The sequence below is a fragment of the Azospirillum sp. UFLA03-27 genome (assembly GCF_059803775.1).
Genome location: NZ_JAUQTX010000005.1, coordinates 12,874 through 25,007, shown reverse-complemented (window position 1 = coordinate 25,007; position 12,134 = coordinate 12,874). Strand labels below are relative to the sequence as shown.

The following is a 12,134-nucleotide window of genomic DNA, read 5'->3' as shown; positions in this document are numbered from 1 at the left end:
GCTTTTGCCGGGCCTCCGTCGCCCGCCCTTCGCTCATCGGGAGCCGCATGATCTTCTCCGCCTTCGAACGCATGGTCGCGATGCGCTATCTGCGGGCGCGCCGCCAGGAAGGGTTCATCTCGGTCATCGCGGGATTCTCGCTGCTGGGCATCGCGCTCGGCGTGGCGACGCTGATCATCGTGATGTCGGTGATGAATGGCTTCCGGGCGGAGCTTCTGGGCCGCGTGCTCGGCCTGAACGGCCACCTGAACGTCTACAGCGTCCACGGCGGCCCGCTGCCCGATTACGACCCGCTGGTGCAGCGCCTCCAGGGCGTGCCCGGCGTGGTCGGGGTGACGCCGACGGTGGAGGGCCAGGCGCTGGTCTCGGTGCGCGGCGTCGCTTCCGGCGCGGTGGTGCGCGGCGTGCGGCCGGAGGATTTCCGGGTGCGGCCGACGCTGTCGCGCAACATCGTGCGCGGCACGGTGGAGGCCTTCGGAGAGGACAACATCGCCATCGGCATCCGCATGGCGCAGCGGCTGGGGCTGGCGGTCGGCGACCAGATGACCCTGATCGCGCCGCAGGGCAACGTCACCGCCTTCGGCACCGTGCCGAGGATGCGCAGCTTCACCATCGGCGCCGTGTTCGACGTCGGCATGTTCGAATACGACAACAGCTTCATCTTCCTGCCTCTGCCAGAGGCCCAGGCCTTCTTCCGCACGGGTGAGGCGGTGACCTCGCTGGAGGTCTTCGTCAGCGATCCGACCCAGATCCGCGCGGCACGCGACGCCATCCAGTCGGCGGTGGCCGGGGTGGGGCGGGTGGTCGACTGGCAGCAGTCCAACGCCAGCTTTTTCACGGCGCTCCAGGTCGAGCGCAACGTGATGTTCCTGATCCTGTCGCTGATCATCACGGTGGCCGCCTTCAACATCATCTCCAGCCTGATCATGCTGGTGAAGGACAAGGGACGCGACATCGCCATCCTGCGCACCATGGGCGCCACCCGTGGCATGATCATGCGCATCTTCTTCCTGTCCGGCGCCTCGGTGGGGGTGGCGGGGACGCTGGTGGGGGTGGCCCTGGGCGTGTCCTTCGCGCTGAACATCGAGACGATACGCCAGGGCATCCAGGCCCTGACCGGCACCAACCTGTTCAACGCCGAGATCTATTTCCTGTCGCAATTGCCGGCGAAGATCGACTGGTCGGAGGTGATCCAGGTCACCTTCATGGCGCTGGGCCTGTCCTTCGCCGCCACCGTCTACCCGTCCTGGCGGGCGGCACGCCTCGATCCGGTGGAGGCCCTGCGCTATGAGTGAGCCGATGCTGGAACTGTCGGGGATCGTCCGCACCTTCGAGCAGGCGGGGACGGAGCTTCATGTGCTGCGCGGGGCGGAGCTGACCGTCCATGCGGGCGAGCTGGTCGCGCTGGTCGGCCCGTCGGGCGCCGGCAAATCGACCCTGCTGCACATCGCCGGCCTGCTGGAGCGGCCGACGGCGGGCACCGTGCGGATCGCCGGGACCGACGTGTCCGCCCTGGACGACGGGAAGCGGACGGAGGTGCGCCGCCGCTCGGTCGGCTTCGTCTACCAGTTCCATCACCTGCTCCCGGAATTCTCCGCGCTGGAGAACATCGTGCTGCCGCAGATGATCAACGGCGTGGCGAAGCGCACCGCCCGCGAGCGCGCCCTGGAGCTGTTGCGCATGGTCGGGCTGGAGCCGCGCGCCGGCCACCGCCCGGCCCGCCTGTCGGGCGGCGAGCAGCAGCGGGTCGCCATCGCCCGCGCGCTGGCCAACGGACCGGGCCTGCTGATCGCCGACGAACCCACGGGCAACCTCGACCCGCACACGGCGGAGGGGGTGTTCGCCATGCTGACCGCCATCGTGCGGCAGGCGCGGGTCGGCGCGCTGATCGCCACCCACAACCTGGAGCTTGCGAACCGCATGGATCGGGTGCTGGAAATGAGCGACGGGCTTTTGGTTGAGCATCGGTCCAACCCGGCCTGATCACTAAAAACTGATCCTCGGGGAGTTGTCAGTCCCGGTTCCGCACCCCACACTCCGGCACAGGCTTGGCCAGCTCAGGCTTAAGGTCAAAACCGATCGGAAGGGTGAGGGATGGACCAGAAAATCATCGACCTGTACGACGAGTACACCCACAGGCCGCTGCCGCGCCGCGTTTTCCTGGAGCGGCTGGCGGTGCTGGCGGGCAGCGCGGCGGCCATTCCGGCGATCCTCTCCCAGATCGAGCCGAACTACGCCCTGGCCGCCGAGGTTCCGGAGGACGACAGCCGAATCGCCACGGACCGCGTCACCTTCCAGGGGGCGACCGGCGACGTTCAGGCCTACCGGGCCCGCCCGAAGCTGGCGGAGCAGGCGCCCTCGGTGGTGGTGATCCACGAGAACCGTGGCCTGAACCCCTACATCGAGGACGTGACGCGGCGGCTGGCGGTGGCCGGCTTCGTCGCCATGGCCCCGGATCTGCTGTCCCCGCTGGGCGGCACCCCGCAGGACCCCGACCGTGCCCGCGAGATGATTGGCCAGCTCGACCCCGACAAGACGGTGAACAACCTGATCGCGTCGATGAGCGACCTGATGGCCTACCGCTACTCCAACGCCAAGGTGGGGGCCATCGGCTTCTGCTGGGGCGGCGGCATGACAAACCGGCTGGCCATCAAGGCGCCGGACCTCAAGGCAGGCGTCGTCTTCTACGGCCCGGCGCCCGACCCGGCGCTGGTCACCACGATCAAGGCGCCGCTCCAGCTCCACTATGCTGGGCTGGACAACAATGTGAACGCCAAGGTGCCAGCCTACGAGGAGGCCCTGAAAAAGGGCGGCAAGTCCTACGAACTCTTCATGTACGACAACGTGAATCACGCCTTCCACAACGACACGTCGGCGGAGCGCTACAACAAGGAGGCGGCGGACCTCGCCTGGGGCCGGTCCGTGGAGTTCCTCAAGAAGAACCTGACCTGAGCGATCAGGCCTTTGTCAGGGCCGAAGGGTGGCGGGCCGTGCAGAGGGCAGCTTCAGCACGGCCACCGCCAGCCCGGCAAGCACCAGAAGCGCGCCGGCCATCTTCAGCGGGGTGAAGCTCTCCCCCAGGACCAGCGCGCTTGAACTCATGCCGAAGACCGGCACCAGCAGCGAGAAGGGCGCCACCAGGCTCGCCGGGTAATGGCGCAGCAGGAAGCCCCAGGCGGCAAAGCCGAACAGCGTCGCCCCGAAGGCGATGTAAGCCACCGCCCCGACGCCCAGCGGCGTCAGATGGGTCAGGGCCTGCCACGCCCGGTCCGGCCCCTCCAACCCTAGCGACAGCAGCAGCAACGGGATCGGCGGCACCACGCTGACCCACAGCATCATGCGGAACAGGTCCGGCGCCCTGGCCTGCTTCATCAGCAGGTTCGCCACGCCCCAGGTGGCCGCGGCGGCCACGACCAGCCCCAGCCCGAGGAGCGAATCGCCCGCCGGCATCTCCAGCGCGATCAGGCCGATCCCGGCGAAGGCCACCGCCATGCCCAGCACCTGCTTCGGACCGGGCCGCTCCCCCAGCACCAGCGCGGCGAACAGGGCGGTGAAGAAGGCCTGCAACTGCAGCACCAGCGAGGACAGTCCCGCCGGCATGCCGATGTCCATCCCGACGAACAGCAGCGAGAACTTCACCACCCCCAGCACCATCCCGATGCCCAGGATGAAACGCCAGGGCACCGGCGGACCGCCGCGAACCCCCAGCACGAGAAGCGGCAGAGCCGCCAGCGCGAAGCGCAGGGCGCAGAACAGGATCGGCGGGAAATCCGCGAGGCCGACCTTGATGGCGACGAAGTTGAAGCCCCAGATTGCCGCGACGGCAAGGGCCAGAGCGATGTGGGCGGTGCGCATGGGGCCGAGGCTAGACCCGCAAGGCGTGGCGGTCAACGCGGCGCAACAGCACGCAAGGAGGGTGGGATCGCTCGCTGTGCTTTACTTCTCCGTGTGAAGGATGCGGCACTCGTCCAGCGCGGCCAGCGCCCAGGAGGAGCCGCCGAGATTGACGTCGCCGATCTCCGTCCCGCCGCCGTCCCGCTGCAGCGTCACCGCGCGCGACCGCATGAAGGGCTCGAACAGGTCCTCGTACTTCGGCAACTCGACCGGCACCACCACGCCGCCGTCGGGCAGGGGGCTGGCCTCCAGCGCCATGGTCTCGCCGTCGGGGAAGATGGCGGTCAGGCGGCTTTCCGTGTCCTTGCCGGCCTGGGCGTGCTGGTCGGCGTTGACCAGCATGGCCGCCCCCTTCGCCGTCGCCCGGAAGGAGAGGGGGGAGGAGTCGTCCGCCCGCGTGGCGTAGCAATAGGCCGAGCCGGTCTTGGTCGCCGGATGCGCCCGCACGACCCAGCCCTTGTTCTGCGCGACGACGCGCCCCGGCGCGTCGGACAGGGGGGAGGCGGGCGTAGCGGTCGGCGGCGGCCGGTGGGTCTGCTCCGCGGACGGTGCGGGGGCGCCGGTGGTCTGGCAAGCCGTGAGGAGCGTGGCCGCCAGCACCGCCAGGACGGCGCTGGAGCGGATGCGGCGCATGGAACGGGTCATTCTCGGATCGTGGCTCTGCCTCTTTCGATAGCACGAACACGCATGATCGGGGAATCTTCCCTTACCCTCGACAGGGTTGGCGCATCGCCGCATGGCCGGGCCCGCGCTTGGTCCCTTGCAGTGCGGGGCCGGATGCGCGACGACTAGGGGAGACGTCCCCCTTCGCTGGAACCGGTGCCCATCTCCGCCATGCCCCACGCCGACTTCATCCACCTGCGCGTCCACTCCGCCTATTCCCTGTCAGAGGGCGCCATCAAGGTGAAGGAGCTGGTCAAGCTCTGCCAGAAGAAGGGGATGCCGGCGGTCGCCGTGACCGACACCGGCAACCTGTTCGGCGCGCTGGAGTTCGCGCTGGCCGCCGCGGATTCGGGTGTGCAGCCGATCATCGGCACGGTCCTGGGCATCACCCGAGTCGGACCCGCCAACGGCAAGCCGGGCCTGCCGGGCAAGGCGGCGTCGGTCCCCGACCAGCTCGTCCTGCTCTGCCAGACCGACGAGGGCTACCGGAACCTGATGAAGCTGGTGTCCAAGGCCTTCCTGGAATCGGATCCGATGGCCGGGCCGCAGATCCCGCTGGACGCGCTGGAGGGCCATTCCGCCGGGCTGATCGCGCTGACCGGCGGTCCCGCCGGCTCGGTCGGTCGGCTGCTGGGCGAGGGGCAGAAGGATCTGGCGCTCGACGTGCTGGAGCGGTTGAAGCGGCTGTTCCCCGGCCGGCTCTATGTCGAGCTTCAGCGCCACCGCGACCATTTCGCGGTGATTGAGGACGCCATCGAGCCGGCGCTGATCGACCTCGCCTACGCCCACGACCTGCCGCTGGTCGCCACCAACGATTGCTATTTCGCGACCGAAGACATGTACGAGGCGCACGACGCGCTGCTCTGCATCGCCGAGGGCGCCTACATCGGTCAGACCGAGCGCCGCCGCCTGACCCCCGACCACCGCTTCAAGTCGGCCGAGGAGATGCGGGACCTGTTCAAGGACCTGCCGGAGGCGGTGGACAACACGGTCGCCATCGCCCGGCGCTGCTCCTTCCTGCTGAAGCCGATTAAGCCGATCCTGCCGCCCTTCCCCTGCGAGGGCGGCCGCGACGAGGGGGAGGAACTGCGCGCCCAGTCCCGCGAGGGTCTGGAGATGCGGCTGAACAGCGTCGTCTACACCCCGGACATGACGCCGGAGCAGCGCGCGGAGACCCGCAAGACCTATTTCGAACGGCTGGAGTTCGAGCTGGACGTCATCGTGTCGATGAAGTTCCCCGGCTACTTCCTGATCGTGTCGGACTTCATCAAGTGGGCCAAGTCGCACGACATCCCGGTGGGTCCGGGCCGCGGTTCGGGCGCGGGCTCGGTCGTCGCCTGGGCGCTGACCATCACCGACCTGGACCCGCTGCGCTTCGGCCTGCTGTTCGAGCGCTTCCTGAATCCTGAACGCGTGTCGATGCCCGACTTCGACGTGGACTTCTGCCAGGACCGCCGCGAAGAGGTGATCCGCTACGTCCAGGACAAGTACGGCTACGACCGCGTCGCCCAGATCATCACCTTCGGTAAGCTGCAGGCCCGCGCGGTGCTGCGCGACGTCGGGCGCGTGCTGCAGATGCCCTACGGGCAGGTGGACAAGATCTGCAAGCTGGTGCCGAACAACCCGGCCAACCCGGTGACGCTCCAGCAGGCGCTGGACAGCGAGGAGATGTTGCGCCAAGCCCGCGACGGCGACGAGACGGTGGCGCGCCTCGTCAACATCGCGCTGAAGCTGGAAGGGCTGTACCGCCACGCCTCGACCCACGCGGCGGGCGTGGTGATCGCCGACCGCCCGCTGCACGATCTGGTGCCGCTGTACCGGGACCCGCGGTCGGACATGCCGGTCACCCAGTTCAACATGAAGTTCGTCGAGCAGGCCGGTCTGGTGAAGTTCGACTTCCTCGGCCTGAAGACTCTGACCGTGCTGAAGACGGCGGTGGACCTGATCGAGGACAAGCCGGACCTGACCACGGTCACGCTCGACGACCCCAGAAGCTACGAGATCCTCGGCCGCGCCGAATCGACCGGCGTGTTCCAGTTGGAAAGCTCGGGCATGCGCGACGTGCTGCGCCGGCTGAAGCCGAACCGGCTGGAGGACATCATCGCGCTGGTGTCGCTCTACCGCCCCGGCCCGATGGACAACATCCCCAAATACATCAAGGTGAAGAACGGGGAGGAGCTGCCCGACTACATGAATCCGGCCCTGGAGCCGATCCTGAAGGAGACCTTCGGGATCATGATCTACCAGGAGCAGGTCATGCAGATCGCCCAGGTGCTGTCCGGCTATTCGCTGGGCGGCGCCGATCTTCTGCGCCGTGCCATGGGCAAGAAGATCAAGGAGGAGATGGACAAGGAGCGCGACAAGTTCGTCGTCGGCGCCAAGGACAAGGGCGTGGACCCCGATCAGGCCAGCATGATCTTCGATCAGGTGGCCAAGTTCGCCGGCTATGGCTTCAACAAGAGCCACGCCGCCGCCTACGCCCTGGTCGCCTACCACACCGCCTATCTGAAGGCGAACCACCCGGTGGAGTTCATGGCGGCGTCGATGACGCTCGACCTCGGCAACACCGACAAGCTGAACGTCTTCCGGCAGGAGCTGGTGCGGCTGAAGATCAAGCTGCTGACGCCGGACATCAACAAGTCCGACAGCATCTTCGGGGTCGAGGCGCTGCCCGACGGCACCAAGGCGGTGCGCTACGCGCTGGCCGCGGTGAAGGGCGTCGGCCTTCCCGCCATGAAGGCGGTTGTGGAGGAGCGGCGCAAGAACGGCCCCTATAGGAGCCTGTTCGATTTCGCCCGCCGCCTCGACCTGAAGACCATCAACAAGCGCCAGTTGGAGAACCTGACCTGCGCCGGCGCTTTCGACGGGATCAACCCCAACCGCGCCCAGGTGCATGCGGCGCTGGAGACACTGATCCGCTACGCCCAGGCCGAGGCGGCCGAGCGCGACAGCGGCATCGGCAACCTGTTCGGCGGCGCTGGCGGAGGCCTGAAGGAGCCGGACCTGCCCAAGGTCAAGGAGTGGGAGCCGCTGGAGAAGCTGAAACACGAGTTCGGCGCCATCGGCTTCTACCTGTCCGCCCACCCGCTGGACGCCTTCGCCGGTCCGCTGGCCCGCATGCGTGTGGTGCGCTCGGCGGACCTCGCCACGGCGGTGACCGGCGGCGGCTCGACCCGGCGCAGCGTCGCCGGCATCGTGGTCAGCCGCAAGGAGAAGACGGCGAAGTCGGGCAACCGTTTCGCCTTCGTGGAACTGTCCGACGGCAGCGGCGGCTATGAGGTGACGGTCTTCTCCGAGGTGCTGGCGACCAACCGCGACCTGTTGGAGGCCGGACGCCCGGTCCTGATGACTGTGGACGTCCAGATGAACGGCGAGGACATCCGTCTGACCTGCCAGGAGGTGAAGCCGCTGGAGGACGCCGTCGCCCAGGTCTCCGACGGTTTGAAGGTGGTGGTGCGCGACGGCGGTCCGGTGGAGAGCATCCGCGGCATGCTGGAGCGGCTGGCCCGCGGCAAGGGAAAGATCCACCTGCTGGTGGAGATCGACCCGTTGAAGGAGGTGGAGATCCAGCTTCCCGGTTCCTTCAACATCACCAACCAGAGCCGCGCCGCGCTGAAGGCGGTGCCGGGCGTGGTGGAGGTGGTGGAGCTGTAATCGGGTGCACAGCTGGAAAAGGCCGTGCCGGGATGTCATATTCAAGCCATGCCGAACCTCGCCCGCCAGATCGACGATGAAGCCGCGGAATCCGACGCCCTGAAGGCTGCGGTGGCAAAGGCGCGCGCAGACCGGCGCGGCGTTCCGCACGAGCAGATGCGGGAATGGCTGTTGCGGATGGCCGAGGGTGAGTTCGGTGCGGAGCCACCGGAAACTCGCGACCTGTGACGGTCGTCTGGCGAGCGGCAGCGCGTGCTGATCTCGTCCGCATTTTGCAGTACATCTCGCAGGAAAATCCGATCGCCGCGCGGCGCTTGGCCCAGGAGTCGGTTCTGGCGGGAGATAGCCTGCAGGTTTTTCCGCGACGCGGTCGCCGGGGCTTGGTCGAGGGTACGCGAGAACTGGTCGTCGTCCGTCCCTATGTCATCGTCTACGACATCGGCGAGGACGAAACCGTTTCGATCCTGCGGCTTTGGCACAGCGCTCAAGATCGCGGTTAGCCGCTGAAAAAACAGGATCGCGCTCCCGACCGAATTGCCAAACCGGTGTTGCCAAAGCGGTTCCGGCGGGCTATGTAAGCGCCGTCGTCAAAACCTCACGCGGGCTGGCGGTCCCTCGGCTTTACCCCGATGGCCCGATCCGGTGTCCTGTCAAACGGACAGTGCCCGCGGCGGAGCAACCGGAAAAGGACTTTTCCAAATGGCTATTCCGTCTTTCACCATGCGCCAGCTGCTCGAAGCCGGCGTCCACTTCGGTCACCACACCCGCCGCTGGAACCCGAAGATGGGCACGTACATCTTCGGCGTGCGCAACGGTGTGCACATCATCGACCTGGAGCAGACCGTCCCAGCGCTGCACCGCGCCCTGCAGGCCGTCCGTGATGTCGTCGCCGGCGGCGGCCGCGTCCTGTTCGTCGGCACCAAGCGCCAGGCCCAGGAGAAGGTGGCCGAGGCCGCGTCGAAGTGCGGCCAGTACTACGTCAACCACCGCTGGCTCGGCGGCATGCTGACCAACTGGAAGACCATCTCCCAGTCGATCAAGCGCCTGCGCGAGATGGAAGAGCGCCTGGGCGGCGACACCTCGGGCCTGACCAAGCGCGAAATCCTCGAGCTGACCCGCGAGCGCGACAAGCTGGAGCGCGCGCTGGGCGGCATCAAGGAGATGGGCGGCCTGCCGGACGTCCTCTTCATCATCGACACCAACAAGGAGTCGATCGCGGTCAAGGAAGCCAACAAGCTCGGCATCCCGGTCATCGCGGTGATCGACAGCAACTCCGATCCGGACGGCGTGGCCTTCCCGATCCCGGGCAACGACGACGCCCTGCGCGCCATCGACCTGTACTGCGAGCTGGTGAACGGCGCCGTGCTCGACGGTCTGCAGGCCGAGATGAGCGCCGCCGGCATCGACGTCGGCTCCAGCGAGGAGGCTCCGGCCGAGCAGCTGCCGGAAGCCGAAGCGGAAGAGGCCGCGCCGGCTGAGCAAGCCCAGGCCTGATCCCGGTGATACGGGGCAGCCGGGCCTTATGACCTATGGCCCGGCTGCCTTTTTTATGAGTTGTTTGGATCAACCCGATCCGCTTGGATCTGTTCGGAAGGAAGAGGGCGAAACCATGGCCGAGATTACCGCCGCGCTCGTCAAGGAACTGCGCGAGAAGACCGGCGCGGGCATGATGGACTGCAAGAAGGCGCTGGCCGAGACCCAGGGCGACCTCGAGGGCGCCGTTGACTGGCTGCGCAAGAAGGGCCTCGCCGCCGCCGCCAAGAAGTCCGGCCGCGTCGCCGCCGAGGGCCTGGTTGCCGTCGCCACCGCCGGCACCGCGGGCGCCGTCGTCGAGGTGAACGCCGAGACCGACTTCGTCGCGCGCAACGACAAGTTCCAGGCCTTCTCCCTGAAGGCCGCCGAGCTGGTCCTGTCCGGTTCGGGCGACGTCGAGGGCCTGAAGGGCACCGCCTATCCGGACGCCGGCCGCACGGTCCAGGAAGAGCTGACCAACCTGATCGCCACCATCGGCGAGAACATGAACATCCGCCGCTCGGCCAAGCTGTCGGTCCCGGCGGGCGTTGTCGTGTCCTACGTTCACTCGGCCATCGCGCCGGGCCTCGGCAAGATCGGCGTTCTGGTCGCCCTGGAGTCGACCGGCGACGCCGCCAAGCTGAACGATCTGGGCAAGCAGATCGCCATGCACATCGCCGCCGCCCGTCCGGACGCCCTGGACATCGCCGACGTCGACACCTCCGCCCTGGAGCGTGAGCGCAACGTGCTCGCCGACCAGGCCCGCGCCTCGGGCAAGCCGGAGAACATCGTCGAGAAGATGCTCGAAGGCCGCATCCGCAAGTACTACGAGGAAGTGGTGCTGCTGGAGCAGACCTACGTGATCGACGGCGAGACCAAGGTCCGCAAGGTGGTTGAGAACGCCGCCAAGGACGTCGGCGCCCCGGTCAAGGTGACGGGCTTCGTCCGCTTCGCGCTGGGCGAGGGCATCGAGAAGGCGGAGAGCGATTTCGCCGCCGAAGTCGCCGCCGCCGCCGGTCAGAAGTAAGGACCCGGCGACCCGCCGCACGCACTCTTCACACCAACCGGGAGAAAGCCCCCCATGGCCCAGACCACCGGGACCACCGAGCCGGCTGACGGCATCCGCTTCAAACGAGTCCTGCTGAAGGTGTCGGGCGAGGCGTTGATGGGTCAGCGCGACTACGGCCTCGACCCGGAGGTGGTCAACCGCGTCGCCAACGAGGTGAAGGCGGTGATCCAACTGGGCGTCCAGGTGAGCCTGGTCATCGGCGGGGGCAACATCTTCCGCGGCGTGAAGGGTGCGGCGAGCGGCATGGAGCGCGCCTCGGCCGACTACATCGGGATGCTCGCCACCGTCATGAACGCCCTGTCGATGCAGAGCGCTCTGGAGCGGATGGGTGTCGCGACCCGCGTGCAGTCGGCCATTCCCATGTCCTCGGTGTGCGAGCCCTACATCCGGCGCCGCGCCATCCGGCACATGGAGAAGGGGCGCGTGGTGATTTTCGCCGCCGGCACCGGCAACCCCTTCTTCACCACCGACACCGCCGCCGCTCTGCGCGCGTCGGAGATGGGCTGCGATGCCCTGCTGAAGGGCACGCAGGTGGACGGCGTCTACACCGCCGACCCGAAGAAGGTGAAGGACGCCGAGCGTTACGAGCGCCTGAACTATCTCGAAGTCCTGGCGAACGATCTGCAGGTGATGGACGCCTCCGCGATCTCCCTGGCGCGCGAGAGCCACATCCCCATACTCGTGTTCTCGATCCACACCCCCGGCGCCTTCGCCGAGGTGATGCAGGGCCGGGGCAAGTTTACGATCATCAACGAAGAAACGGAGTGAGCCGTGGCTGCGCCTGATACATCGGACCTCCAGTCGGATCTCAAGCGCCGCATGGAAGGAGCGCTTGAGGCGTTTCGCAAGGAGTTGAGCGGCCTGCGCACCGGCCGCGCCTCCGCCAGCCTGCTTGAGCCCGTGACCGTCGAGGCCTACGGCGCCCGCATGCACCTCAAGGAGGTCGGCACCGTCAGCGTGCCGGAGCCGCGCCTGATCGTCGTGCAGGTGTGGGACCGCGGCATGGTCAAGGCCGTGGAGAAGGGCATCCGCGATTCGGGCCTCGGCCTGAACCCGCAGACGGAAGGCCAGTCGATCCGCGTCCCGCTGCCCGACCTGACGCAGGAGCGCCGCAAGGAACTCGCCAAGGTCGCCCACAAATACGCCGAGCAGGCCCGCGTCGCCGTGCGCAACGTGCGCCGTGACGGCATGGACGGCCTGAAGAAGGCCGAGAAGGCCGGAGACATCTCGCAGGACGAGCACAAGGGGCTCGGCGAGAAGGTCCAGGCGCTCACCGACCAGTACATCAAGCTGGTCGACGATGCGCTTGCGGCGAAAGAAAAGGACATCATGCAGGTCTGAC

At 67.6% G+C, this 12,134-nt stretch carries 12 protein-coding genes; 10 read left to right on the top strand and 2 right to left on the bottom strand.

Annotated elements, in window-relative coordinates; all coding sequences use genetic code 11:
- Positions 1-47: 47 nt before the first annotated feature.
- From Q4I23_RS01575 to Q4I23_RS01565, 3 genes are all read left to right on the top strand, one after another.
- Positions 48-1,295: a lipoprotein-releasing ABC transporter permease subunit gene (locus Q4I23_RS01575; RefSeq protein ID WP_498525086.1), complete on the top strand. Its 1,248-nt coding sequence runs from the start codon at positions 48-50 to the stop codon at positions 1,293-1,295.
- Entirely contained in the window at positions 1,288-1,983 is a 696-nt protein-coding gene (locus Q4I23_RS01570; protein WP_237903796.1) for an ABC transporter ATP-binding protein, read from the top strand. The genes Q4I23_RS01575 and Q4I23_RS01570 overlap by 8 nt, the downstream gene beginning before the upstream one ends.
- A 111-nt stretch (positions 1,984-2,094) precedes the next feature.
- Positions 2,095-2,952 (top strand): dienelactone hydrolase family protein, encoded by an 858-nt coding sequence (locus Q4I23_RS01565; protein ID WP_145684920.1) that lies wholly within the window; start codon positions 2,095-2,097, stop codon positions 2,950-2,952.
- A gap of 15 nt (positions 2,953-2,967) precedes the next feature.
- On the opposite strand, the gene Q4I23_RS01560 is transcribed toward Q4I23_RS01565, so the two are convergent.
- Together Q4I23_RS01560 and Q4I23_RS01555 are read right to left on the bottom strand one after the other, a co-directional pair.
- A complete protein-coding gene (locus tag Q4I23_RS01560) occupies positions 2,968-3,855 on the bottom strand; it encodes an EamA family transporter (protein WP_498525085.1) in 888 nt (295 codons plus the stop codon).
- A gap of 81 nt (positions 3,856-3,936) precedes the next feature.
- The gene (locus tag Q4I23_RS01555) at positions 3,937-4,539 is read right to left on the bottom strand and encodes a hypothetical protein (protein WP_498525084.1); all 603 of its coding nucleotides are present in this window, start codon (positions 4,537-4,539) and stop codon (positions 3,937-3,939) included.
- Positions 4,540-4,728: 189 nt separating this feature from the next.
- Between Q4I23_RS01555 and dnaE the strand changes: the two genes are divergently transcribed.
- From dnaE to frr, 7 genes are all read left to right on the top strand, one after another.
- On the top strand, positions 4,729-8,211 hold the full coding sequence (dnaE, locus tag Q4I23_RS01550; RefSeq protein WP_498525103.1) for a DNA polymerase III subunit alpha: 3,483 nt from the start codon (positions 4,729-4,731) through the stop codon (positions 8,209-8,211).
- Between the two features lie 48 nt (positions 8,212-8,259).
- Complete coding sequence (locus tag Q4I23_RS01545) at positions 8,260-8,439, top strand: hypothetical protein (protein WP_454018182.1); 180 nt, start codon at positions 8,260-8,262, stop codon at positions 8,437-8,439.
- Entirely contained in the window at positions 8,436-8,711 is a 276-nt protein-coding gene (locus Q4I23_RS01540) for a type II toxin-antitoxin system RelE/ParE family toxin (protein WP_498525083.1), read from the top strand. The genes Q4I23_RS01545 and Q4I23_RS01540 overlap by 4 nt, the downstream gene beginning before the upstream one ends.
- Positions 8,712-8,910: 199 nt before the next feature.
- The gene (rpsB, locus tag Q4I23_RS01535) at positions 8,911-9,705 is read left to right on the top strand and encodes a 30S ribosomal protein S2 (RefSeq protein ID WP_145678218.1); all 795 of its coding nucleotides are present in this window, start codon (positions 8,911-8,913) and stop codon (positions 9,703-9,705) included.
- 115 nt (positions 9,706-9,820) lie between these two features.
- Positions 9,821-10,750 (top strand): translation elongation factor Ts, encoded by a 930-nt coding sequence (gene tsf / locus Q4I23_RS01530; RefSeq protein WP_183180758.1) that lies wholly within the window; start codon positions 9,821-9,823, stop codon positions 10,748-10,750.
- Positions 10,751-10,804: 54 nt separating this feature from the next.
- Positions 10,805-11,560: a UMP kinase gene (pyrH, locus tag Q4I23_RS01525; RefSeq protein WP_454018184.1), complete on the top strand. Its 756-nt coding sequence runs from the start codon at positions 10,805-10,807 to the stop codon at positions 11,558-11,560.
- A gap of 3 nt (positions 11,561-11,563) precedes the next feature.
- On the top strand, positions 11,564-12,133 hold the full coding sequence (gene frr / locus Q4I23_RS01520) for a ribosome recycling factor (protein WP_035673102.1): 570 nt from the start codon (positions 11,564-11,566) through the stop codon (positions 12,131-12,133).
- Position 12,134 lies beyond the last annotated feature (1 nt).

Excerpts from the sequence above, each read along its gene's own strand:
- Q4I23_RS01565 (WP_145684920.1), top strand. The coding sequence starts at position 2,095 with ATGGACCAGAAAATCATCGACCTGTACGACGAGTACACCCACAGGCCG.
- dnaE (WP_498525103.1), top strand. The coding sequence starts at position 4,729 with ATGCCCCACGCCGACTTCATCCACCTGCGCGTCCACTCCGCCTATTCC.
- tsf (WP_183180758.1), top strand. The coding sequence starts at position 9,821 with ATGGCCGAGATTACCGCCGCGCTCGTCAAGGAACTGCGCGAGAAGACC.
- Q4I23_RS01545 (WP_454018182.1), top strand. The coding sequence starts at position 8,260 with ATGCCGAACCTCGCCCGCCAGATCGACGATGAAGCCGCGGAATCCGAC.
- Q4I23_RS01555 (WP_498525084.1), bottom strand. The coding sequence starts at position 4,539 with ATGACCCGTTCCATGCGCCGCATCCGCTCCAGCGCCGTCCTGGCGGTG.
- Q4I23_RS01575 (WP_498525086.1), top strand. The coding sequence starts at position 48 with ATGATCTTCTCCGCCTTCGAACGCATGGTCGCGATGCGCTATCTGCGG.
- Q4I23_RS01560 (WP_498525085.1), bottom strand. The coding sequence starts at position 3,855 with ATGCGCACCGCCCACATCGCTCTGGCCCTTGCCGTCGCGGCAATCTGG.
- pyrH (WP_454018184.1), top strand. The coding sequence starts at position 10,805 with ATGGCCCAGACCACCGGGACCACCGAGCCGGCTGACGGCATCCGCTTC.
- rpsB (WP_145678218.1), top strand. The coding sequence starts at position 8,911 with ATGGCTATTCCGTCTTTCACCATGCGCCAGCTGCTCGAAGCCGGCGTC.
- Q4I23_RS01570 (WP_237903796.1), top strand. The coding sequence starts at position 1,288 with ATGAGTGAGCCGATGCTGGAACTGTCGGGGATCGTCCGCACCTTCGAG.